Source organism: Tritonibacter litoralis, assembly GCF_009496005.1.
Taxonomy (GTDB): domain Bacteria; phylum Pseudomonadota; class Alphaproteobacteria; order Rhodobacterales; family Rhodobacteraceae; genus Epibacterium; species Epibacterium litoralis.
This window is the reverse complement of record NZ_WIBF01000010.1, coordinates 150,229-173,714: the sequence shown is the minus strand read 5'-3', so window position 1 is coordinate 173,714 and position 23,486 is coordinate 150,229. Positions and strand designations below refer to the sequence as shown.

The window sequence follows — 23,486 nt, the reverse complement described above, 5'->3', positions numbered from 1 at the left end:
CATAGGAGGATAAAATGGTTGAAACGACACATACGGCTGGCCGTTGGCCGTCGCTTTATGAACCGTTCCGGCATTTGGGCACCCGATTGGCGGAATGGGTTACACCGGCGTCAGATGCATCCACGGACAAGGATGCCTATCACATTACCTTGGAGCTGCCAGGCGTGGCCGAAGAGGACATTGCCCTGACCGCCCATGACGGTGTTCTGCGCGTCACTGGTGAGAAAAAAGTCGAGCGGGAAGAAAAAGGTGAGACCTGGTATTTCCAGGAACGCCAGTTTGGCAGTTTTCAGCGGTCGTTCCGATTGCCACCTGACGCGGAGGCGCGGGAAATCTCAGCCGCGTTGAAAGATGGCGTGCTGACCGTGACCATCCCCAAGTTGGCCCAAACACCGTCCGAGGCCACCAAAATCCCGGTGACCAAGGCCTGAGCGGGCGTTAAACACCATCGCGGCCGCGGCGCAAGGTCTAGGGGGGCCGCCGCACCGCATGGGCCGCCGCCGACCAAATGGTCGGCGGCCTTTTTTTCGCCTCAGCCAGACGTGTCCGCCAATTGCCACAGCTGATTGTTCAGATGGGTCAGCGTCTGGTTCAGCTGGTCGCGGCTGACCCGTCCGCCCAGACAGACGCGGGCCATTTGTGATTGATCGCTGCCGACGGCAAAATTGTCGCCGGGCACAATCCCGATCTCATAATTCGACATCTGTGACATCAAGGTGGCGCAGGTCACGCCCGGCGGCAGTTGCAGCCAGACGTTAAAGGCGTTGGCATGTGCGGTATATTGCGCCTCGGTCAGGATGCCGGCGGCGATGTCCTGGCGGGCGGCAGATTCAGACCGGATAAAACGGCGGATCTGATCGGCGGTGCCATCCAGAACCCAGCGCGTGGTCAGCGCCATTGACAGCGGCGAAGCCATGACCGAGACGGCGCGCAGTGCGTTTTCCAGCGCAAAGGCCGCGCGCGCATTGGGGGCCACCGTATAGGCCAGCCTGAGCCCTGCGCCGATGCATTTCGCAAGACCGCCAATATGCCAGGTCTGTTCGGGCGCGCTGGTGGCCAGAGGCGGTGGCGCGTCGGGGGGAATGAACCCATAGGCGTCATCCTCGATCAGGGCGAGGTTTTCGTGCTGGATCAGCCGCGCGATCTCTAACCGGCGGAATTGGGGGATCGTATGGGTGGTGGGATTGTGCAGCGTCGGGTTCAGATACAGCGCCTTGGGCTTATGCGCCTGGATCAGATCCGCCAGCGCATCCGGCAGGATGCCGTCTTTGTCCCAGGGCACGCCCACCAGTTTCAGACCCAGCTGTTGGGCGATCCGGCGGAACCCGGTGTAGGTCACATTCTCGCACAGGATGGTGTCACCGCGTTTGGCCAATACGGTCAGCAGCGCCATCATCGTGGCATGGGCACCGGGGGTGACCATGATCCGGTTCAGGCTGGGCACCATGCCGCGCATCGACAACCAGATCGAGGCGGCCTCTTTGTCCTGTTCGCTGCCTGCGGGCAGCTGATAACGCAACAGGTGGATCAGATCATCGGACACCGCCGACAGCCCCGCGCGCATCCGTTCCAGCAGCTCGGGATCCGTGGGTTCGGGCGGGGCGTTCATGGTCAGGTCAAACGCCTTGGCCCGGCGGTCATCGCTGATGTTGGTCACCGGCTGTTGGGCCAGCACAAAGGTGCCGCGGCCCACATGGGTTTCCACCAGCTTGCGCTTTAGCGCCTCGGAATACCCGCGCGAGACGGTGGTGAAATCCACGTCCAGCATATCCGCGAGCTTGCGCTGTGGCGGCAGGCGATCGCCCGGCAAAAGCACCCGGTCTTTGATGTCCTGAGCGATGCAATCGGCAATCGCCAGATAGCGTGGGTGAGAGGAGTGTTCGATTCGGCTGCGCCAGTTTTGCATGGATCCGGGGACTCATATCAGAATTGATTATCATTGTATGGATCATTTCCAGACAATTATGAGCAAGAGCTTTTGCCTGAATTTCACGATTTCACGCGTATTTGGGCGAATAATTAACCAAACCTATGACTGAGATGCCTATTTGATAATCGAACCATACAATCAATACAATTTTATTGATTGCAAAATTGTATGCAGTGATGGGCAAGCGCTGCGGCAGGGGTCAGCAAAGAGAGGACATCAACGCGACGAACACAGGAGAGGACGCAGATGCCCGAAGTCACAACCCCCCCGCACAAGGACGGCGACTATTTTGTAAACTATGAAGAGAAGGTCTTTGAGGACGTTCAGGCGGATGAAGGCGAGAAGGCGCTGGTGACATTTCACACCGTCGCTTTTGAAGGGTCCATCGGTCTGGTGAACATCCTGCAAGCGATCCGTCTGCAGCGCAAAGGCTTTGAAACCTCGGTTTTGCTCTATGGCCCCGGCGTGTCGCTGGGCGTGCAGCGCGGTTTCCCGACCCTGGGTGACGAAGCCTTCCCGGGCGCGCAGAACTACTCTGCCAACCTGATGAAGTTCATGAAAGAAGGCGGCAAAGTCTATGCCTGTCGGTTCGCGCTGCAGATGCTGATGGGCCATGGTGAACCATCGCTGCTGCCGGGCATCACCCCCATCGCGCCGCAAGACGTGTTGGACATTGTGCTGCTGCACCGCAAGGACAATGCCTTCATCCTGGACACCTGGACCGTTTGATCCGGACGCGCGCAGGCGCTGGGCGGCAATGGCGTCGCCCAATCACAGCTGCGCAGACTGAGCTGGGGCAACAGCGCTGTTGCCCCGTCTTTCCCTGATCACCCCCGAGCCAGCAGGATCACCCCTATGTCCAAATCCACCGTGCGCGCCGCTGCCGTGCAGATCGCGCCTGACCTGACCTCTCGATCTGGCACGTTGACCCGTGTGTTGAACGCCATCGCCGAGGCAGCAGGCAAAGGCGCCGACCTGATTGTTTTCCCAGAGACCTTTGTGCCTTGGTATCCGTATTTCTCATTTGTGCTGCCGCCCATGCAGCAGGGGGCCGAGCATCTGCGCCTGTATGAAGAGGCGATGGTGGTGCCGTCTCCTGAGAGCGAGGCCGTGGCCAAAGCGGCCAAAACCCATGGCGTGGTGATTGTGCTTGGGATCAATGAACGCGATCACGGCTCTCTTTATAACACGCAGCTGATTTACGACGCGGACGGGACGCTGGCGCTGAAACGGCGCAAGATCACGCCGACCTATCATGAGCGCATGATCTGGGGACAAGGCGATGGCGCGGGGCTCAAGGTGGTCGACACCAAAGTGGGCCGTCTGGGTGCCTTGGCCTGTTGGGAGCATTACAACCCCTTGGCGCGCTATGCGCTGATGACCCAGCACGAGGAAATCCATGCGGCGCAATTCCCCGGCAGTCTGGTGGGGCCGATCTTTGGCGAACAGATCGAGGTCACGATGCGCCATCACGCGCTAGAGTCGGCCTGTTTTGTGGTCAATGCCACCGGTTGGCTGACCGAGGAGCAGATCGCCAGCATCCATGACGACCCCAAGCTGCAAAAAGGTCTGCGCGATGGCTGTATGACCTGCATTATCTCTCCCGAAGGCCGCCATGTGGTGCCGCCCTTGACCGAAGGCGAAGGCATCCTGATCGCGGATCTCGACATGCGGCTGGTGACCAAACGCAAACGCATGATGGACAGTGTGGGCCATTACGCCCGCCCGGAACTGCTGCATCTGGTGCATGATGCCCGCCCCGCACAGGCCGTGCGCCGGATCGAAGAGCCCACCCCTCAACCCGTTCTTACCCCTGAATTGGAGGCCGAAGATGTCTGATGCTGATCTGATCAATGAACTGCAGACCCGTGGCATGCGGCTGGTGGACCCAAGTCAGGGCCATGAAAGCCGTCGCGGCGGCGCTGGACCGACCGACCACAAGGCGGTGACCATTGGCGACCATACCGTGATGGTGCCGGTCCACACCGCGCCGGCCTTTGACAGCCCCTATGTGGTGACGCCCCAAGGGGCCGATGGCACGGCCGAGGTCACCAAAGCGGGCGCGCCGATGGGCAAGATCTCCTTTCCAGCGCGGCCCAAGTTTTATGATCTGAAAACGGCCGAGGGCGTGCCTTATAATCACATCGCGGTGCTGCATGCGCGTGATGTGTTGGCCACCACCGTGCTGCAGACTTGCATCCGTTATGAGAGCCGCAAGAAAACCTGCCAGTTCTGTTCCATTGGGCAGTCCCTGGCGGCGGGCCGGACGATTGCCCATAAAACCCCGGAACAATTGGCCGAGGTTGCCAAGGCCGCGGTGGAGATGGACGGGGTCAAACATATGGTGCTGACCACCGGCACCCCGGCGGGCAAGGATCGCGGCGCGGCTGTTCTGGCAGACAGTGCCCGCGCGATCAAAGCCGCCGTCGATATTCCAATCCAAGCGCAGTGCGAGCCGCCCGAGGATGACGCCTGGCTTCAAAAGATGTTCGATGCAGGCGTTGATGCGCTTGGTATGCATCTGGAGGCGGTGACGCCCGAGGTGCGCGAACGGATCATGTCGGGCAAGGCACAGGTGAGCCTGGACAAGTATTTCTCCAGCTTTGAAGCGGCGGTAAAGGTCTTTGGGCGGGGGCAGGTCTCGACCTATATTCTGGCCGGTCTGGGTGATACCGCCGAGGCTATTCTGGAGACATCGGAAAAGCTGTGCGAGATCGGCGTCTACCCCTTTGTAGTGCCCTTTGTTCCGGTGTCTGGCACGCCGCTTGAAAGCCACCCATCGCCGACGTCGGAATTCATGGCCTCGGTGCTGCGGCCCCTGTCGCAGATGGTGTTAAAGGCCGGTATGCGCGCGGATCAGATCAAGGCAGGCTGTGGCAAATGCGGCGCGTGTTCGGCGCTGTCGACTTACGAAAAACTCGGCCTCAGAAAACTGGAGGCTGCATTATGAGCTTTCAGAACCAATCGGCCTTTGTCTCCCCTGATTTTATCATCCGCGCGGCCACTCTTGCATGGGAGCAGGCGGGGGCCGAAGCGCTGCGCCATCAGGTCTTTGTCCGGGAACAGGGGATTTTCAAAACCCATGACCGCGACCAGATTGATGAGATCGCGATGCCCTTGGTTGCCATCTCCACCTATGCGTCTGAGGCCGATCAGGTGGTGGGCACCGTGCGCATTCACGAGGACGCGCCGGGCCTGTGGCGCGGCTCTCGTCTGGCGGTGGCGCCCAGTCATCGCCGCATTGGCAGTCTGGGGGCCGAGCTGATCCGGCTGGCGGTATCCACCGCCAATGGGCGCGGCTGCGACCGGTTTCTGGCCCATGTGCAGGTGCAAAACGTGCCTCTGTTCAAACGGCTCCACTGGACCCCGATTCAAGAGGTTGATCTGCATGGCGTTCCCCATATGGAGATGTCGGCGGATCTGGAGTTTTACCCGCCCATCACGGATCCGGCTTGCGGCTGGAAGACCCTGGGGCGTCGTCGGCGGAGACGGGTATGATCCGGCAAGAGGTACAGCTGACCCAGATGCTGCGCGATCTGCGCGATCACCCCTCGATCCGGGGAAAGCTGGATATTGCTGATGCAACGGCGGGCCTGGGCCTGACGGGCGATTGCCCCGGCCAACCCGGCGATGACGCGGCGGTGCTGCCCAATGGTGCGGGCTTTGATCTGTTTGCGGGCGAAGGCTTTATCAACGCGTTTGTTGAGGCGGACCCCTGGTTTGCGGGCTGGTGCGGGGTGATGGTCAATATCTCAGATATCCTCGCCATGGGCGGCCGACCCCGTGCGGTGACCAACGCCTTGTGGGCGCCAAGCGCCGAAGCCGCGCAGCCGGTTCTGGCGGGGATGAAGGCGGCGGCAAGCGCCTATGGCGTGCCGATTGTGGGCGGTCACAGCAACCTGCGCACCGATCAGCTGCAACTGGCAGTGTCGATCATCGGCCATGCCAAAGCGTTGGTCTCCAGCTTTGCGGCACGCCCTGGTGATGTGGTGATTGTGGCCGTGGATCACACGGGCAGCTACCGCGAACCCTTTGACAATTGGAACGCAGCGCTGACCTCCACGCCCGAAAAACTGCGCAAGAATTTGAACCTGATGCCGGAATTGGCCGAGGCCGGGTCGGTGCGCGCAGGGAAAGACATCAGTCAGGGGGGCATCATTGGCACCGCTTTGATGCTGGCGGAAACCTCCGGCGTGGCCATCGATCTGCAGTGCGAAGCAATCCCGTTGCCCGATGGTGTGGGGCTGGAACGCTGGCTCAGATCCTTCCCAAGCTTTGGCTTCCTGTTGTCGGTGGATCCCGCCCAGGCCGAGGAGGTCTGCGCCAAGTTCCAAGCCAGCGGCATCACAGCCGCCGTTTGCGGTGATGTCAGCGCGGGCAGCAGTGTGAGTCTGAGCCAACGGGGCAAACGCGCCCTGTTCTGGGACCACGTCAAAACCCCCTTTATCGATCTGAAAATGCGAGAGGCCCAACATGCCTGAGATGCGCTTTACCATCCGCTGGCCCGATGGGCAGGAAGAGAGCTGTTATTCCCCCTCCAGCGTGGTGACCGAGTTTCTGAGCGCCGACACCACCTATGCGCTGTCCGATTTTGTGATCCGCAGCCGTCTGGCGCTGGACAAGGCCAGCGGGCGGGTGGCGGCCAAATATGGCTATCGCTGCAGCCGGGCCGAGGCGCAGCTGGATCGGATCGAAGCTCAGGCAAAACAGTTTGAAGACACAGCCCCGGTGCAGTGTCTGCGTATTGGATAAGGATACCCAACTCATGAGTGAACGTGAGCATAAAACGGTCGTCATCGTCGGCGGCGGACAGGCTGGTCTGTCGGTCAGCTATTACCTGTCGGGTGAGGGCATCGACCACGTGGTTCTGGAACGCCACAAGAAATTCCATTCCTGGCGCGAAAACCGCTGGGATACCTTCTGTCTGGTGACACCCAACTGGCAATGCCGCCTGCCGGATTTCCCGTATCAGGGGCAGGATCCAAATGGGTTTATGGTGAAGGATGAGATCACCGATTATCTGGACGCCTTTGCCGACACGTTCAACCCGCCCCTGGTGGAAGACTGTTCCGTGACCAAGATCGTGCGGCTGGAGGATGGCACCTATCTGGTGGACAGCTCCAAGGGGAATTATCACGCGGATCAGGTGGTGATTGCCACCGGAGGCTATGACAATCCGATCGTGCCGCCCTATGCCGCCGATCTGGATCCGGCGATCAAACAGATGCATTCGGTTGACTATCGCCGTCCCGATCAGATGCCGGCTGGCAAGACTTTGATCGTGGGCACCGGCCAATCCGGCGTGCAGCTGATGGAAGACATGCATCTGGAAGGCCGCGCGGTTGCGCTGGCGGTGGGCCCCGCGCCCCGGTCGCCGCGTGACTACCGGGGGCGGGACGCAACCGATTGGCTGTATGAGATGGGGCATTACCATATGACCATCGACCGCCACCCTGATCCGGTGCACGCGATGACCAAGACCAACCACTATATGACCGGGCGCGATGGCGGCCATGAGATCGACCTGCGCAAGTTTGCGCGTGATGGCGTCGGGCTCTTTGGCTCTGTTGCGGGTATGTCCGGCCAGACCATTCAATTCCTGCCGGATCTGGAAGAAAACTTGGATGATGCGGATGCCAGCTATGTCGGGATTTGCGCGGCCATCGATGGCTATATCGCCAAGAACAATATCGACGCACCTGTGGCGCAGCCGTTTGAAAAGGTCTGGCGTCCCAAAGCGGAAGTGACCGAGATTAATGCGGCCGACGAGGGGATCACCTCGATCCTTTGGGCCATCGGCTTTCGCGCCGATTATTCCTGGATCGATGTGGATGTGTTTGATGCCCATGGGCGGCCGAAATACACCCGTGGCGTCTGTGATGTGCCGGGGTTCTATTTCATCGGGCTGGGCTGGCTGAACACCTGGGGATCGGGACGGTTCCTTGGGATCGATGAAGATTCCCGTTATCTGGCGCAGGCCATCGTCCAACACGCCAAAATGCCGGTGCTGGAAGCCAGCTGATGACGATCTATTCACGTGAAACACCGGCGGCCATCGCACAGTCCCAAGAGATTCTGTTGGGCATGGCGCAATTGTCGGTTCAGGGCCTGTCCGAGGATTGGTGGCTGAAACATCTTGGTGATATCCATTGGCAGATGATTGCCACGGCTATGGGTCAAGAGGAACCGGTGTTTCGCGATGCAGACGGGCGGCTGATCTATGCCGCCTTCTGCGCCACGCATTTTGAACAGTGTGACCCCGCCGCGGTCGCGCTGGGCGGACGGCTGACGGTGCGCTCTTCGCTGTGGCAGGCCGGGCGCAGCCGGTTGCAGTCCATTCACGAGCTTTGGCAGGGAAACAGCCGGGTGGCGCGCCTGCGGATGGTGTCGACCTTTGTCACCCATGGGGTGGCGGGGGTGAATAAATCGGTCCTGCGGGTGCCGCCCGCCATTGTTCCCGTGCTGCCGCCCGCTCCGGATGGGTTTGCCGATGAGGCCGCCGCGCGGGCCCGTTATCTGCGCGGGGCGCATCGGGCTGGACAGCTGGGTGGGCAGAATTTACGCCGACATCAGCCCCAGATGGATCTGGATTTCAACGCAGTGGGGCTGTTGTATTTCCCGACGTTCAGCCGAATTGCGGCAGAAGCCGAAGGCGCGGCCTGTGCAATAACAACGCCAATCCAGTCCCGTGTGATGATCTACCTTGGCAATATTGAAATCGGGGAAGGGTTACAGTCCACGCGGTTGACCCCAAAGGACGCCCCGTCCACGGCTGCTGAGATTGCGCTGACGGACGATCAGGGCGGTTTGATTGCCGTCTGCACCGTAACGCGGCAGGCGTGAAACGGCCGCTTTATAGCTTTTATAAATAGATGGCCTGTGCATATTTTCTGCGGTGCAGCTAAGCGAATGGCTCAAATTGCGCTCAATTGTTGGGCTTTGATGGAAAACCACAGGGCCGGAGCGGCTGCAGGTTTGCCCAAGGGCGCTCCAAGGTGATGAGTTTCTTGTGACGGAATCGTGGACAATGGCGTCCACTGACCAATCCGAGGCCGCCCAACGCGGGTGGTACAAATACATAGAGCAACGTCGCTCATCGCTTGGGGCATCCCTGTTGGGGTGCAAAAACCTTTGAGAGGTGGGAAACGTTGCAACCGGACGCTCAGCTTATATTGCCAGGACCGGACAGATCCGAAATCACAGAACAATCGACCGACACGCTGCATGTGGTGGTGATTGGCGGTGGTCCTGTTGGGATGCGTACGGCGCAGGATCTGGTGCAGCGCGGCCATCAGGTAACCATCCTAAGCGGTGAGACGGTGCAGCCCTATAACCGGGTGCGGCTGACCCCATTGTTGTCAGGGGATGTGCAGTTCGGCGATATCATCCTGCCCGAGGTGGACACTTTGGGCGAGGGGTGCACTCTGATCGAAGGGGTGCGGGCGGTGGCCATTGACCGTGACGCCCGTGCGGTGATCACAGCAGATGGCGGGCGTTGGGAGTATGACCGGCTGGTGATCGCCACCGGATCGCGCGCCTTTGTCCCGCGGATCCCCGGCGCGGACCTATCGGGTGTCTTTACTTTTCGCACCGCAGATGATGCGGCAGCTTTGGTGGCGCGGTCCTTGTCCGCGCGCAAGGTCGCCGTCATTGGCGGAGGTCTTTTGGGTCTGGAAGCGGCCAAGGGGATGCGGGCGCGCGGCTGCGATGTGACCGTCATTGAGCATGAGTCGCGGCTGATGCCCCGGCAGCTGGATGCTGGTGGCGGCGCGCGGCTGGCTTTGCAGATCGAAGAGCTGGGTGTCTCCGTCTTTACCGGTGTGGCGGTCAAATCCATTGATGGGACGTTTCGGGTCGATGGGCTGACGCTGTCGGATGGCAGCCAGCTGGATTGTGATACGGTGATTATCTGTACCGGCGTGCGGGCCAATATCGCGCTGGCGCAAGAGGCCAAACTGGCCTTTGGTCGGGGCATCATTGTCAATGATCAGATGCAGACCAGCGATCCCGATATCTGGGCGGTGGGGGAATGCTGCGAACATCAGGGGCTGATGTATGGGCTGGTCGGACCGGGGTATGCGCAGGCGGCGGTTGCCGCGGCCGGGATCGACGGGGACGCGGCCAGCTTTTTGGGTCAGATCCCAGCCACCAAGCTCAAAGTCATTGGGGCGGATGTGTTTTCCGCCGGAGACGTTGAGCGGTTGGATGCGTCGCCCGCGATCAAGAGTCATGAATGGGAAGATCAAGGGCATTATCGCCGGATATTCTTGGACCGGGGCACAATGGTGGGTGCGATTGCCGTTGGCCCCTGTCCGCAGGCCAGCCGTTTGCAGGATGGCGTTGAACAGGGGGTGACCATCTATCCCTGGATGCTGCATCGCTTTCGCAAGACGGGGCTGTTGTGGCTGGAAGGCGAGCAATCGGTTGAGGCGATGCCAGATACCGCCATTGTCTGCAATTGTACCGGTGTCACCTGTGGTGCCATTCGCGGCGCGATCAAAACCGGTTGCGCCAGTGTGGATGAGATCAGCCGCGAAACCGGTGCCAGCACGGTCTGCGGCACCTGCCGCCCCATGGTGGAAGAGCTGATTGATGCAGGTGGCCCACCCCAGCCGATCCCTTTGTGGAAGCCGGTTCTGGGCTGTTCGTGCCTGGCGGCACTGGGCGCGCTTTATCCGCTGGTGGCGGGGCATGTGCCCCTGCCGCAAAGCTATGATGCGGACAGCCTGCGGGTCTGGTTGTGGCGGGACAATATCGTCAAACAATGGAGTGGCTTTATCCTGTTGGGCCTGTTTCTGGCCGCCATGGTGATTGGCCTGCGCAAACGGATCCGCTGGACCGACCGGTTGGGCAGCTTTGACGCCTGGCGTCTGGTGCATCTGGGAATCGGCCTTGCCGCCTTGCTCGGCTTTGTGGCCCATACCGGGTTCCGGCTGGGCAGCAATCTGAATATGGCGCTGGGGCTCGGCTTTGTGCTGACGGCCATCTTTGGCGCTATTGCGGGGCTCAGCACTGGGGGCGATCATGAACTGCGGGCCCGGCGCATCGGCACCAGCCGCACCCCGCCGCGCACCTTGCCCACTTGGGTGCATATCCTAACGATTTGGCCCCTGCCTGTGCTGGTTCTCTTGCACGTTCTGGCCTCATACGCGTTCTAAGGGGCAGGGTGATGAAAACCAAATTCCTGTGGATGGCTTGGGGTGTTGGGACGATGGCGCTGGCCGGTGTTGGGCTTGCGCGGATCTATGTGACCGGTGACCGGACTGATTTGCTGCCGGGGCAGACCGCTGGCGTGCACCACCAGATCGAACTGGCCTGTGAGACCTGCCATACTTCCAAACCCTTTGCGGGGCAGAAGCGTATTCGCAAGGACATCAACAAGACTTGTGTGAATTGCCACAAGGATGAGCTGAAAGAGTCCGACGACAGCCACCCGATCAAGAAGTTCAAACCGCCGCGGATGGCGGCCTATTGGGACAAGATCGACGCGCGGTTTTGCACCTCGTGCCACAGCGAGCACCGGCCGGAGATCACCTCGGCCGGACTTGTGACTCAGCCGGGGGATTTCTGCGTGGCTTGCCACAGCGAAGGGGAACAGGACGTGCGCAAGAACCGCGAAAGCCATGCGGATCTGGGGTTTGAGACCTGCGCCACTGCGGGTTGCCATAACTTCCATGACAACCGCGCGCTTTATGAAGATTTCCTGGTGAAACATGCAGGCCAACCCTGGCTGAAGGATGATCCGGTGCATGTGATCGAGGCAGCCGCGCGTGAAAAGCCACGTCCCGAAGGGGAGGATATCGCGGCCTATTTGACCGAGGTTTCCGCGCCTGCCACCGCGCGCGATCAAGAGGTCGAAGCCCATTGGGCGGCCTCGGCCCATGCGCTGGCGGATGTGACCTGTGCCAGCTGCCACGCGCCCAAAGCCAAGACCGAGGAAGAGGTCACCGCCCTGTGGGACGACCATCCGGCTGAGAAGGTCTGCGCCAGTTGCCACAAAGGAGAGGCCAAGACCTTTGCCCTGGGCCGTCACGGCATGCGCCGCCACCCCGAGGTATCGAACCCGCGTCCGGCGAAAAAGATGCTGAAACGTTTGGGCTGGTCTGACCCGTCCGATGGCGCGATTGAATTTCTGGAAGCCTATTTGACCGATCCGACACCGGCCCCGTTGATGAGCACGGCTGAGGCCCGGGTTCCCTTGGTGCCCGAAGCGCATGGGGAAGAGCTGACCTGTTCCACCTGCCACGACCCGCATCAGCAGGATTTGCAATATGCAGCTGTGGGGGCTTGCCTCTCGTGTCATGCGGATGAGCACAGCCAGAATTTCACCCAAAGCCCGCATTTTGCCCTGTGGCAAGGGGAGCTGGCGGGCGATCTGCCAGCGGGCTCGGGTGTGACCTGCGCCACCTGCCATATGCCCAAGACCGAGAAACGCGGCGTGATCACCACCAATCACAACCAGAACGACACGCTGCGCCCGAACGAGAAAATGATCCGCCCGACCTGTCTGGAATGCCACAGCCTGGAGTTTGCCATTGATGCTTTGGCCGATCCGGAGCTGGTGACCAGCAATTTCACGGGCAAGCCACATCGCCACATCGACAGCCTCGATTGGGCGGTAAAACGCGTGACCCAGCCGACCGAAGGCGCCAACCAATGACCGGCTGGCCACGCACCCTGCAACCCACAAAGGCACAGGAGACCTTACATATGGGAAATAAAATCGGAAAAATCAAAGCTTCAATTCTGGGCGCGGCTCTGATGGGCACCACTGCCACCAGCGCAATGGCCGAAGGCATGGAATATGAAACCGTTGCGGACCTTCTGCATCTGGTGATGAGCTCTGACCGCACGGTTTACACACGGATGATCGTGAACCGTCTGGCCAATGAAGAGGGCGTGATCAAAGCCTCTGAACACTTTGTCGATGACAAAGCGCTGGTACTACCGGCGCAGATGTTCCGTTTCGGGGCAGAGATGGTTGCGGAAAACACGGATGAGTTCTCATACTCGCTCTTGTCGCTGTGGCCGATCAACAAGCAGAACGCGCCAACCACGCCGATGGAAAGCGAAGGTCTGCAATACATTGTCGATAACCCGGGTGAGAATTTCTATGGTGTCGAAGAGCTGGGCGGCGAAGAGTATTTCACCGCTGTCTACGCAGACGTTGCCGTGGCCCCGGCCTGCTACACCTGCCACAACGAGCACAAAGACAGCCCGCGCACCGATTTTGAAGGCGGTGACGTGATGGGCGGCGTTGTGATCCGCATTCCTGTGAACTGATCTGTCGTGACTGGTTTCACGCATAAACTTGGGCTTTGCCCGCTGGTGGGGGTGGTTGCTGTGATTGCGGCGGCGACCTCGCTGCGGGCGGAGCCCTTCCCAGCCAATCTGTTGGCTCCCAAGGGGATCGAAGGCTTTGTCACCGTGGATCGCCTGCCAATGCCCCGGGATGCCACTCTGCAACAGGGCCGTGCGATCTGGGAAGACACCTGCCAGGCCTGCCACGGGGGCAACAAGCTGACGGGCGCACCCAAGATTACCGCGACTGAGGCCTGGCATCCTCGTCTCAAACAGGGCCTTGGGGTGCTGTTTGATCATGCCATCAATGGATTTACCGGACCCAAATACACGCTGATGCCCGCCCGCGGCGGCAATGAGGACCTGAACGACCAAGAGGTCGAAGCCGCCGTTCGGTTTATGGTCTGGGCCAGCGGTGCAGGGGATCTGGCAACAGAATAACGCGCAACCAAAACACAACTTAACCCCCGACAGGAGGAACGAGACATGGACAGCACTCAAATCACTCTGATCCAGGACAGCTTTGCCAAAGTGGTGCCGATCAAGGACGCCGCAGCTGAGATTTTCTACAATGATCTCTTTGAAACCGCGCCCGAGGTGAAACCCTACTTCAAGAACTCGGACATGAAAGAGCAGGGGGCCAAGCTGATGGCGACCCTGGGCGTTGTGGTGAACGGTCTGCGGGATCTGGATAAGATCGTGCCGGTGGCGCAGGATCTGGCGGTGAAACACGTCGATTACGGTGTGAAGGCCGAAGATTATGACAAGGTCGGCGGCTCGCTGTTGCGGACCCTTGAAAAAGGGCTGGGAGAAGCCTGGACGCCCGAAGTGGCCGAAGCCTGGACCGTGGCCTATACGACCTTGGCCGGTGTGATGAAGGACGCAGCCTACCCGCCGGTGGCCATGGCTGCAGGGGGTGGCAAGAAACCATTCTGGAAGTTCTGGGCCTGATCTCTGCTGACGGTGGCAGAAGGCTCAGCCGGGCGGCGCGTCAGGGGGATGCGCCGCCCTTTTTTTGTTCTGGTCGGCGCGGTATCCACCAGACCTTTACGCTTTTCTGACATGGTGTTTCGCGTCACATGCAAATTTCGCAAAACTTTGACGACAGCGTTGATCGGGCCGTGCTATGCGGCCCCTGTCCACCGGAGGATGTGGATGAGCACTTGTTCGCAATACGATCTCTTAGGTTTTTACAGGCACAGGTTTCATGATTGATATTCGTCTTGCAGATCCTGCAGCGCCCGAATTGCGCATGGTATTGATGGCGCACCAACGTCACGCCGCCGCCCATTGCCCCGAAGGGGTGAATTACGCCTTGGATCCCAAAGCCATGCGTGAGGAGGGGTTGCAGTTCTGGGCCGCTTTTCACGAAGAACGCGCGGTTGGATGTGGCGCGTTGCTGGGGTGCTCGGATGGCATTGCCGAGGTAAAATCGGTCCACGTGCTGGAAGATATGCGCGGACGCGGGCTGGCGCGCCAGATCATGGTGCATCTGTCCGAGGAAGCCATGGCCGCAGGCTATCACGCGTTGGTTCTGGAAACGGGATCCGCGCAATGTCCGGGTTACGATGCGGCGCGGGGCCTTTATGAGGCGCTGGGCTATCAGTACTGCGAGGCCTTTGGCGATTATAATGCAGATCCCGCCAGTGTGTTTATGCGTCTGCCGCTGCGCCGCGCCGCCTGATGCGCCACGGCCAGACAAAAACGGCCCCGCACATATGTACGGGGCCGTTTTGTTTTTATTTCGTTAGGTTTAAGCCAGATCGAACCGGTCAGCCGTCATCACTTTGGTCCAGGCCGCTGCAAAATCGCTGACGAATTTGCCTGCATTGTCGTCCTGGGCGTAGACCTCAGCATAGGCGCGCAGGATCGAGTTTGAGCCAAAGACCAGATCCACACGGGAAGCGGTGTATTTCACCTCACCGGATGTGCGATCCTTGATGTCATAGCTGTTGCGCCCGGTGGGCTCCCAGCGATACCCCATATCGGTCAGCGTGACAAAGAAGTCGTTGCTCAGCGCGCCTTCGCGATCGGTGAAGACACCCTGTTTGCTGTCGCCGTGATTGGCCCCGATTACCCGCAGCCCCCCGACAAGCGCGGTCATTTCTGGTGCCGTCAGCCCCATCAACTGCGCACGGTCCAGCAGCATTTCTTCGGGAGAGACCGCATAGTGCTCTTTCTGCCAGTTGCGGAAGCCATCGGCGAGCGGTTCCAGCACGTCAAAGCTTTCGGCATCGGTCTGGGCGTCGGTTGCATCACCGCGACCCGGAGCAAAGGGCAGGGTCAGGTCATGACCTGCGGCCTTGGCGGCCTGTTCGACGCCCAGGTTCCCGGCCAGAACAATCACGTCGGCGACGCTGGCCCCGGCCTCATTGGCGATTGGTTCCAGAACCGAGAGCACGCGCGCCAGACGGTCGGGCTCATTGCCAGCCCAGTCCTTTTGCGGTGCCAGACGGATCCGCGCGCCATTGGCACCGCCCCGCATGTCAGAGCCGCGGAAAGTTCGGGCGCTGTCCCAGGCAGTGGCAACCATATCAGCCACCGACAGGCCGGAGGCTGCGATCTTGGCTTTGATCGCCTCGGCATCGTAATCGCTTGGACCTGCGTCGATAGGGTCCTGCCAGATCAGGTCTTCGCCTGGAATTTCCGGCCCGATATAGCGGCTTTTGGGACCCATATCACGGTGCAGCAGTTTGAACCAAGCCCGCGCAAACGCATCCGAGAACGCCGCCGGATCCGCCGCAAACCGTTCCGAGACGGCGCGGAAACCGGGGTCGACCTTCAGCGCCATGTCGGCATCGGTCATCATCGGGTTCACCCGGATCGACGGGTCTTCGACGTCCACCGGCTTGTCTTCCTCGGCGATGTTCACAGGTTCCCATTGGGTGGCCCCGGCCGGAGATTTCACCAGCTCCCAGTCATATTTGAACAGAAGTTCAAAATAGCCATTGTCCCATTTGGTGGGTTCGGTGGTCCAAGCACCTTCGAGCCCCGAGGTCACGGTGTTGCGCCCGACCGAACGGGTTTTGTGGATCATCCAGCCCAAACCCTGTTCGTGCAGCTCTGCCCCTTCGGGTTCGGCTTCCACATTGGCCGCATCGCCATTGCCATGCGCCTTGCCCACGGTATGGCCGCCCGCGGTCAGGGCGACGGTTTCTTCGTCGGTCATCCCCATGCGAGAGAAGGTGACGCGCATGTCTTCGGCTGTGCGCAGCGCGTCGGACTTGCCGTTGACCCCTTCGGGGTTCACATAGATCAGACCCATCACAACAGCTGCCAGCGGATTATCGAGGGTCTCGCGGTTGTCATCTTCGCCGTAACGGGTGGAAGTCAGCCAGTCTTTTTCGGATCCCCAATAGACGTCTTTTTCAGGGTGCCAGATGTCGGCCCGCCCAAGTGAAAAGCCAAAGGTTTTGAGCCCCATGCTTTCATAGGCCACATTGCCCGCCAGCAGCATCAGGTCGGCCCAGGAAATCGCATTGCCGTATTTCTTTTTGACAGGCCACAGAAGGCGGCGTGCTTTGTCCAGGTTGGCGTTGTCGGGCCATGAGTTCAGCGGCGCAAAGCGCTGGTTGCCGGTGTTGCCACCGCCGCGCCCGTCAGAGGTCCGGTAGGATCCGGCCGAGTGCCAGGCCATGCGGATCATCAAGCCACCGTAATGGCCCCAATCGGCTGGCCACCAGTCCTGGCTGTCGGTCATCAAGGCCGTCAGATCGGCCTTAAGCGCGTCATAGTCCAGCGATTTGACTGTTGTGCGATAGTCAAAATCGCCGCCCATCGGGTCGGTCTTCTGGTCATGTTGGTGCAGGATGTCGAGGTTCAACGTCTTGGGCCACCATTCCATCACACTGGATTGGGTTTCGGTATTGGCCCCGTGCATCACCGGGCATCCCTGGCTCTGTGCTGCGTCATTTCCGTCCATGGCTGGTATATTCCTCGCTGTGAATTGGGCCGGATCAGAACTGGGCCGGCGCTCTCCCTGTTAAACGCTAACAGGTGCACGTAATAAATTTAAGTTGCATTAATTCATCGTAGCGATAAGAAAACCCTATGATGAATATCACTCTCCGCCAATTGAGGTACTTTGAAGCGCTGGCGCAGCAGGGCCATTTTGGCCGTGCCGCCGAGTTGGCCGCAGTGTCCCAACCCGCCTTGTCCGTTCAGATCAAAGAGTTGGAAGCGTCGCTGGGGCTGCCGCTGTTTGAACGCGGGGCGCGGATGGTGCAGCTGACGGGATTTGGCGAAGAATTTCGCCTGCGGGCGCAAGAGATCTTGCGCGCGGTGGATGAGCTGGGGGATCTGGCGCGCGCGGCGGGGCCGGGGTTGGCCGGGCAGCTGCGGTTGGGGGTGATTCCAACCATGGCGCCCTATTTGTTGCCACAGGTCGTGACCGGCCTTGGGGCGCGCTATCCACAGATTGAGTTTCGCATTCGCGAGACACAGACACAGCATCTGATCCGCGCATTGCAGGGCGGCCAGCTGGATACGGCGATCATGGCGCTTCCGGTGGGCGAGGCGGGATTTGTCGAACATCCGCTGTTTGACGAAGAGTTCGTGCTGGTGCGTCCGGCATCGGATGCAGGTTTACCCGTGCCCAGCCGGGATATGCTGCGAGAGATGCAGTTGCTGTTGCTGGAAGAAGGGCATTGTTTTCGCGACCAGGCGCTCAGCTTTTGCGAATTGCGCCCCAGCCAGCCGCGTGAAGTGATGGATGGCAGCTCGTTGTCGACATTGGTGCAGATGGTCAACGCAGGGCTTGGAGTGACGTTGTTGCCGCAAATGGCGGTGCCGGTGGAAACACGTTCGGCGGATGTTTCCATCGCGCAGTTTGAAGGCGACAAGCCCCAACGCCGCGTCGGCATGGTCTGGCGGGCCACCAACCCCATGGGCGACAAGCTGCGCGCGGTGGCCGCCGATATCCAAGAGATTTTAAATGTCGCGCCTTTGGCCCGCGGATTGTGACGGATTTACGGGTATTCGGGACAATCGGAACAGGGGAAGCGGTGGCTGGCTGACGATATTGAGCGAGCAGCCGCGACCACGGATATTTATGATCATGAATTGCGGATGAACAACATGGGTTATTGGCATCTGGTACCGCTGGACGCGCGTCCGACTCTTCAGCAGGTGACGTGAGCTTTTTAAAACTACAGGATTGTTCTGTCAGCGCGCTGATTCCTAAATCGGATCGTGCGGTTTGTCTCTTAGAACGCCGTGATCTGGCAGGTGGGCTAAGTTCGGGTCCGGCTCATGCAGCCGTTGAAAACAACCACGCCATAATGTCTGTTTTGTAGCGGGATCTGTCGCAAGCCTTTCAGCCACGGCTTCAAACTGGAATATGGTGGCGCCTGTAAGGTGCGGCATTTTTCATGGGATGCCGAGAATTGGGAAGCCGGTGCAACTCCGGCGCTGCCCCCGCAACGGTAAGGATGAACAGACGCGGCCATGACCACTGGGAGGAGGATCCCGGGAAGGTGCCGCATCTTGGGCCAAGGCCTCATCCAAGTCCGGAAACCAGCCTTGCAGATATGTCAAACCGCGGGTGGCGGTGGGGGCTCTTGTGACCGAAAGCGTGCCTCCCGCGCCGTCGGACGGACCCCTGTTGTCATCTGCCCAAGCCACAACCGCCCCGCGCGGCAGGAGAGCCAGACGTGAGCAAGATCGACACATTATTGGCGCGCAGAACCCGCGGCCATGCCCTGGAACAAGCGTTTTACACAGATCCCGATGTGTTTCAGGCGGATCTTGAAAGCATTTTCTATCGCGAATGGCTGTTTGCCATCGCCGCCTGCGAACTGGAAAAACCCGGCAGTTATGTCACCCATAAGGTGGGTGCATTCCGGGTGATCCTTGTGCGCGGGGCCGACGGGGACATTCGCGCCTTCCACAACACCTGCCGTCACCGCGGGTCCATTCTGTGCAAAGCCGCCAAAGGCCACGCCCCCAAACTGGTCTGCCCCTACCACCAATGGACCTATGAGCTGGACGGCTCGCTTCTGTGGGCGCGCGACATGGGACCGGATTTCGACCCCAAGGCGCATGGGCTGAAAACCGTGCATTGCCGGGAACTGGCGGGCCTTGTCTATATCTGCCTGGCCGATGAGGCCCCGGATTTCGATACGTTTGCCAACCGGGCCCGCCCCTATCTGGAGCCCCACGATCTGAGCAATGCCAAGGTCGCCTTTGAAAGCACCATCGTGGAAAACGGCAACTGGAAGCTGGTCTGGGAAAACAACCGCGAGTGCTACCACTGTGGCGGCAACCACCCCGCCCTCTGCCGCACCTACCCGGATGATCCCAGCGTCACCGGCATTGGTGAAGGTGGCGAAACACCGCCAAACCTTCAGGCCCATTTTGACCGCTGCGAAACCGCCGGCCTTGCGTCAAACTTCCATATCAGCGACGACGGCCAGTTCCGCGTGGCCCGTATGCCCCTGAAAGAAGGCGCTGAAAGCTATACGATGGACGGGAAGACCGCGGTGCGCCGCTGGCTGGGACGGGTGCCTTTTGCCGATGCCGGCGCGCTGTTGCAGTTCCATTACCCAACCACCTGGAACCACTTCCTGCCCGATCACTCCATCATCTTCCGCGTGACCCCGATCAGCGCAACCGAAACCGAAGTGACCACCAAATGGCTGGTTCACAAAGACGCGGTGGAAGGGGCGGATTACGACCTCAAACGCCTGACCGAGGTCTGGGTTGCCACCAATGACGAAGACCGCCAGGTGGTGGAAGACAACCAGATGGGCATCAACAGCCCCGCCTATGAACCCGGCCCCTATTCCCAAATTCAGGAAAGCGGCGTCTTGCAGTTCGTGGAGTGGTATTGCGCAACCCTGGCCCGACGTGTGGCCCCCCAGACCCTTGCGGCGGAATGACGATATGAACACCCTCCCCTCCAAAACCGCCCCCACCTTCTGGCAGGACAGTGAGATGCTGGAATGTGTCTCGGTTGTGCCAGAGGTGCCCAACACCGCCAGTTTCAGCTTTCGCGCGCCCTCTGGTGCGCTCTTCTCTTATGATCCGGGCCAGTTTCTGACGCTGGAAATCCCCGCTCCCGGCCAGCCCGGCGGCGTGGTGCACCGCACCTATACAATCTCTTCGTCCCCCTCGCGCCCCCGGTCCATCACCATCACCGCCAAGGCGCAGGCTGACAGCATCGGCACCCGCTGGATGCTGGACAATCTGCAACCGGGCATGCGGATGAAGGCCATCGGCCCCGCTGGTCTTTTTACCAATGCCCAAAGCCAGTCCAAGAAGTTCCTGTTTATCTCTGCGGGTTCGGGTATCACCCCGATGATGTCCATGACCACCTGCATGTGGGATGAGGGCGGCGATCTGGACGTGGTTTTTATCAACTGCGCCAAACGCCCGTCCGAAATCATCTTCCGTGAGCGGCTTGAACATATGGCCAGCCGCACAGCTGGGCTTGATCTGAAGTTCGTGGTCGAAGAGCCGGACCGCTATCGCCCCTGGACGGGGTATCAGGGGCAGTTCAATCAGCTGATGCTGGGTCTGATGGCACCGGATTACCTGGACCGCGAAGTGTATTGCTGCGGGCCAGAGCCTTTCATGCAGGCCGTGCGCGAAGCCCTTGCAGGGCTTGGCTTTGACATGGAGCGCTACAACCAGGAAAGCTTTGGCGCGCCCGTTGAAACAGAAGCCGAACAGCCGCTTCTGGATGACGTGATCCCCGATGATGACACCAACGCCGAAGTCACCTTTGCCACCTCGGGGGTCACTGCCAAAGTGGCCGAGACCGATACAATCCTTGCCGCGGCGCGTAACGTGGGCCTGAATATTCCATCAGGCTGCACCTTTGGGGTCTGTGGCACCTGCAAGGTGAAAAAGACCAAGGGCGAGGTCCACATGGTCCACAACGGTGGCATCTCCGAGGACGATATCGAGGCAGGTTATATCCTGGCTTGTTGTTCGAACCCGATCGGCAAGGTTGAAGTCGAAGTGTAATGTGAAATGGATTGGCGCATGGGCTGTGCCAATCCAAAACCTTGGCCTGACAAAATTAATCTCGGGTTGAGGCCAGGGCGGATGCGTGGGCGGATGCCTGTGCCTCAAGAATGCGCATGCGGGGCGCATGGCGGCGGCGGTACAAAAACCGCGCCCAGGCTGCAAATGCCCAGGTCCAGTGCCCTGCGTCGATTGCGATCTGCTCGTCGATGCGACAGCCCGCGGCGGTTGGGACAACTGCCAATGAATGGCGCCAGTATTTAACACCTGCGCCGACTTCCTCGGACTGGAATGTCATCTGCGTCGGATCGCAGCTCACAACGGTCATCTCATAGGGTTGATAGGGCAGCCTGCCAAAAAGCGAGACTTGAACGTTGAGATGTTGCCCTGAATGGATCTGGCCGCTTGGCAGATCGCGAAAGGCCAACAAACCTTGCGTCACTGTCCGCAGGTGGTCCAAATCGGTGGCCACGGCCCAGACCTGTTCGGCGCTGTAGGGATACTCGTGGGACAGTTGAACGCTACGCGTCATAACAGCTACCCAAAGTGATCACATTGACGACCGGTGCGTTTGGAATACCCAAATCCATCCCTTTTTTATGATGCCAACCCACTTGGGTGTGTCAATGACACAGCTTGGCAGTCCGATGTGCATTTTGGTAGGGGCCAACCCCGGAAAAACATCGGGCTGAGTGGTAATGTCAAAAGTGTGCTGCAGGCGGTAGGGGGGACCGCGGTTCCACATGAGACAGCTGGCGACATCGTGATCCGTCGCCAGCTGTTTCTCATGTGAGCTAGGGGCCGATATTCCGGCTTATTGGCGCAACGCTTCCAGATCGATTTCTACGTCGATTTTTGGACCCAGGCCAAATGCCACCAGCTGGTTCATGCCAAAGTCGGTCCCATCAATGGTCGCGGTGGCGGTGAAGCCGGTTTTGACGGTGGAGGTATCCCACGGCAGCGGCATTTCGTTGTTCCAGGTGACATCCAGCGCGATTTCTTTGCTGACACCGATCATGGTCAGATCGCCATACACCATTGCCGTGCGCTCGCCGGTTTGTTCGATCCGGGTGCTGTCAAAGGTGATCTCGGGGAATTCCACGATGTTGAGGAAATCTGCGCCACCCATGTCGCGATCACGGACTTCGGAGTTGGTGTCCAGGCTGTCTGCTGCAATCACAACAGAGACAGAGCTTTTGGTGACGTCGTCTTTGTCAAAGGTGATGTCGCCGGATACCGCGCGGAAGATGCCATGTGCATTGGCCCAGCCCGCGTGGCTCAGGCTGAAGGTCAGCCAAGTGTGATCTTCATGAACTTTGTATTTATCGGCGGCTTGGGCCAAAGGCGCGGTTGCAATCAGCAAGGCCGCAGCAAGGGTGGAGCGAGAGATAAAAGACATATTCTTTCCTTTCGGAGGGGTTGGTTGAGGTAAGAATTAGAGGTTCCAGACCGCCATCAGGATGGCCGGTCCGCCGACCAGCAGCCCGGCAGCCCCATAAGCAAAAGGCTGCGCCAGCTGCGGCAAGCGCGAGAGGCTGCGGTCGGCAAAGGGCAGCGCCATCAGCGCCAGCAGCAGAAGATATCCGGTGAGGCTGAGGTTCGTGGCAAAAGTCGACAATTGTACCAGCATCAGGCCTAGGCCGAACCGTATCGCGGTAAGAGACAGATCGGACGACCGGGCTGTGTCACCCTTGCGCAAGGTGACCAGAAACAAGGCCAGGACGTAGCCACCCACAAAGGCCGACAGTGAGATCAACACCTGTCCAAGGCCCAGAAACCCGCCCAACAGTGCAAGGGCACAGGCGGCAATGCTCATGGCAATCAGGGTCACCGGCCAGGCAAAACGCGATGTATTCCGCGTCGTTGGGACTGTTGGCAGGATCGCAAAAACCGCAATTGTCAAGATTGGCAGCAACCATTGCAGACTGAACCGGCCAGCCATCAACGGACGCTGGATCAACCATATAAAGCACGCAGTGGCCAACAGAGCGAACACGATTGCCTGCCCCATTGGTTTCAAACGATGTGCGCAGAGCAAAGCAACCGGAGCCACAAGGAGCACCAGCCCAAGTTTTTGCTTGGAAGAGACCGGCGGCAGTGGCGGGACCCCTTCGTGCATGACGTAGATCACTGCGATGGTTGCGCCAACGGCAACCGCAATGGCCAAAGATGGAACACGGCCGATGTGTTCAGCTGCGCTCAACACAATACCGGCCACCAATGGCGCCAAAACCACAAAAATTAAGAGATCGAAGGTCATAAGCTTGCCTCTGAAGCAGTGTCATTC

23 protein-coding genes and 1 riboswitch are annotated in these 23,486 nt (G+C 59.8%); of the genes, 18 read left to right on the top strand and 5 right to left on the bottom strand.

All coding sequences use genetic code 11. The features are described 5' to 3' along the window. Positions 1–14 precede the first annotated feature (14 nt). Positions 15–431: an Hsp20/alpha crystallin family protein gene (locus tag GFB49_RS15545; RefSeq protein ID WP_153216837.1), complete on the top strand. Its 417-nt coding sequence runs from the start codon at positions 15–17 to the stop codon at positions 429–431. 101 nt (positions 432–532) lie between these two features. On the opposite strand, the gene GFB49_RS15540 is transcribed toward GFB49_RS15545, so the two are convergent. Further along, entirely contained in the window at positions 533–1,906 is a 1,374-nt protein-coding gene (locus tag GFB49_RS15540; RefSeq protein WP_153216836.1) for an aminotransferase-like domain-containing protein, read from the bottom strand. A 270-nt stretch (positions 1,907–2,176) separates the two neighbouring features. On the opposite strand from GFB49_RS15540, the gene GFB49_RS15535 reads away from it, so the two are divergent. The 14 genes from GFB49_RS15535 (at position 2,177) to GFB49_RS15470 (ending at position 14,915) form a co-directional block, all read left to right on the top strand. Then, positions 2,177–2,659 carry an MSMEG_0572/Sll0783 family nitrogen starvation response protein gene (locus tag GFB49_RS15535; protein ID WP_153216835.1) on the top strand — a complete coding sequence of 161 codons (483 nt, stop codon included), beginning with the start codon at positions 2,177–2,179 and terminating at the stop codon, positions 2,657–2,659. 126 nt (positions 2,660–2,785) lie between these two features. Further along, the gene (locus tag GFB49_RS15530) at positions 2,786–3,769 is read left to right on the top strand and encodes a Nit6803 family nitrilase (protein ID WP_153216834.1); all 984 of its coding nucleotides are present in this window, start codon (positions 2,786–2,788) and stop codon (positions 3,767–3,769) included. Continuing rightward, positions 3,762–4,880 carry an MSMEG_0568 family radical SAM protein gene (locus GFB49_RS15525; protein WP_153216833.1) on the top strand — a complete coding sequence of 373 codons (1,119 nt, stop codon included), beginning with the start codon at positions 3,762–3,764 and terminating at the stop codon, positions 4,878–4,880. Before GFB49_RS15530 ends, GFB49_RS15525 begins: the two co-directional genes overlap by 8 nt. Continuing rightward, positions 4,877–5,428: an MSMEG_0567/Sll0786 family nitrogen starvation N-acetyltransferase gene (locus GFB49_RS15520; protein ID WP_153216832.1), complete on the top strand. Its 552-nt coding sequence runs from the start codon at positions 4,877–4,879 to the stop codon at positions 5,426–5,428. Before GFB49_RS15525 ends, GFB49_RS15520 begins: the two co-directional genes overlap by 4 nt. Beyond that, complete coding sequence (locus GFB49_RS15515; RefSeq protein WP_246149750.1) at positions 5,425–6,411, top strand: sll0787 family AIR synthase-like protein; 987 nt, start codon at positions 5,425–5,427, stop codon at positions 6,409–6,411. Before GFB49_RS15520 ends, GFB49_RS15515 begins: the two co-directional genes overlap by 4 nt. Then, positions 6,404–6,682, top strand: a complete 279-nt coding sequence (locus GFB49_RS15510; protein ID WP_153216831.1) for an MSMEG_0570 family nitrogen starvation response protein — start codon at positions 6,404–6,406, stop codon at positions 6,680–6,682. The genes GFB49_RS15515 and GFB49_RS15510 overlap by 8 nt, the downstream gene beginning before the upstream one ends. Positions 6,683–6,695: 13 nt before the next feature. Continuing rightward, on the top strand, positions 6,696–7,952 hold the full coding sequence (locus GFB49_RS15505; RefSeq protein WP_153216830.1) for an MSMEG_0569 family flavin-dependent oxidoreductase: 1,257 nt from the start codon (positions 6,696–6,698) through the stop codon (positions 7,950–7,952). Next, a complete protein-coding gene (locus GFB49_RS15500) occupies positions 7,952–8,773 on the top strand; it encodes a Pnap_2097 family protein (protein ID WP_153216829.1) in 822 nt (273 codons plus the stop codon). Before GFB49_RS15505 ends, GFB49_RS15500 begins: the two co-directional genes overlap by 1 nt. Positions 8,774–9,078: 305 nt before the next feature. Beyond that, positions 9,079–11,088 carry an FAD-dependent oxidoreductase gene (locus GFB49_RS15495; protein ID WP_194269368.1) on the top strand — a complete coding sequence of 670 codons (2,010 nt, stop codon included), beginning with the start codon at positions 9,079–9,081 and terminating at the stop codon, positions 11,086–11,088. 11 nt (positions 11,089–11,099) lie between these two features. Next, positions 11,100–12,590: an ammonia-forming cytochrome c nitrite reductase subunit c552 gene (locus tag GFB49_RS15490; protein WP_153216827.1), complete on the top strand. Its 1,491-nt coding sequence runs from the start codon at positions 11,100–11,102 to the stop codon at positions 12,588–12,590. A gap of 50 nt (positions 12,591–12,640) precedes the next feature. Further along, on the top strand, positions 12,641–13,213 hold the full coding sequence (locus GFB49_RS15485) for a Tll0287-like domain-containing protein (RefSeq protein ID WP_153216826.1): 573 nt from the start codon (positions 12,641–12,643) through the stop codon (positions 13,211–13,213). A 6-nt stretch (positions 13,214–13,219) separates the two neighbouring features. Then, positions 13,220–13,672: a c-type cytochrome gene (locus GFB49_RS15480; RefSeq protein WP_153216825.1), complete on the top strand. Its 453-nt coding sequence runs from the start codon at positions 13,220–13,222 to the stop codon at positions 13,670–13,672. Positions 13,673–13,717: 45 nt separating this feature from the next. Further along, positions 13,718–14,182, top strand: a complete 465-nt coding sequence (locus GFB49_RS15475) for a globin family protein (RefSeq protein WP_153216824.1) — start codon at positions 13,718–13,720, stop codon at positions 14,180–14,182. A gap of 256 nt (positions 14,183–14,438) precedes the next feature. Beyond that, positions 14,439–14,915, top strand: a complete 477-nt coding sequence (locus GFB49_RS15470; RefSeq protein ID WP_153216823.1) for a GNAT family N-acetyltransferase — start codon at positions 14,439–14,441, stop codon at positions 14,913–14,915. Between the two features lie 69 nt (positions 14,916–14,984). Here the strand turns inward: GFB49_RS15470 and katG are convergent, their stop codons facing one another. Continuing rightward, positions 14,985–17,153, bottom strand: coding sequence for a catalase/peroxidase HPI (gene katG, locus GFB49_RS15465; protein WP_153216822.1), 2,169 nt, complete (start codon positions 17,151–17,153; stop codon positions 14,985–14,987). Between the two features lie 128 nt (positions 17,154–17,281). On the opposite strand from katG, the gene GFB49_RS15460 reads away from it, so the two are divergent. The 3 genes from GFB49_RS15460 (at position 17,282) to GFB49_RS15450 (ending at position 21,199) form a co-directional block, all read left to right on the top strand. Further along, positions 17,282–18,193, top strand: a complete 912-nt coding sequence (locus GFB49_RS15460) for a hydrogen peroxide-inducible genes activator (RefSeq protein ID WP_153216821.1) — start codon at positions 17,282–17,284, stop codon at positions 18,191–18,193. Positions 18,194–18,567: 374 nt separating this feature from the next. Then, positions 18,568–18,768: riboswitch (cobalamin riboswitch) on the top strand. Between the two features lie 114 nt (positions 18,769–18,882). Continuing rightward, positions 18,883–20,109, top strand: coding sequence for an aromatic ring-hydroxylating oxygenase subunit alpha (locus GFB49_RS15455; protein ID WP_343032602.1), 1,227 nt, complete (start codon positions 18,883–18,885; stop codon positions 20,107–20,109). A gap of 4 nt (positions 20,110–20,113) precedes the next feature. Beyond that, positions 20,114–21,199 (top strand): FAD-binding oxidoreductase, encoded by a 1,086-nt coding sequence (locus tag GFB49_RS15450; protein ID WP_153216820.1) that lies wholly within the window; start codon positions 20,114–20,116, stop codon positions 21,197–21,199. 55 nt (positions 21,200–21,254) lie between these two features. Here the strand turns inward: GFB49_RS15450 and GFB49_RS15445 are convergent, their stop codons facing one another. The 3 genes from GFB49_RS15445 to GFB49_RS15435 all read right to left on the bottom strand — a co-directional run bounded on the left by GFB49_RS15445 (position 21,255) and on the right by GFB49_RS15435 (position 23,459). Further along, a complete protein-coding gene (locus GFB49_RS15445) occupies positions 21,255–21,731 on the bottom strand; it encodes an SRPBCC family protein (RefSeq protein ID WP_153216819.1) in 477 nt (158 codons plus the stop codon). Positions 21,732–22,013: 282 nt separating this feature from the next. After that, positions 22,014–22,598, bottom strand: a complete 585-nt coding sequence (locus GFB49_RS15440; protein WP_153216818.1) for a YceI family protein — start codon at positions 22,596–22,598, stop codon at positions 22,014–22,016. 36 nt (positions 22,599–22,634) lie between these two features. After that, on the bottom strand, positions 22,635–23,459 hold the full coding sequence (locus tag GFB49_RS15435) for a hypothetical protein (protein ID WP_153216817.1): 825 nt from the start codon (positions 23,457–23,459) through the stop codon (positions 22,635–22,637). Positions 23,460–23,486: the final 27 nt, after the last annotated feature.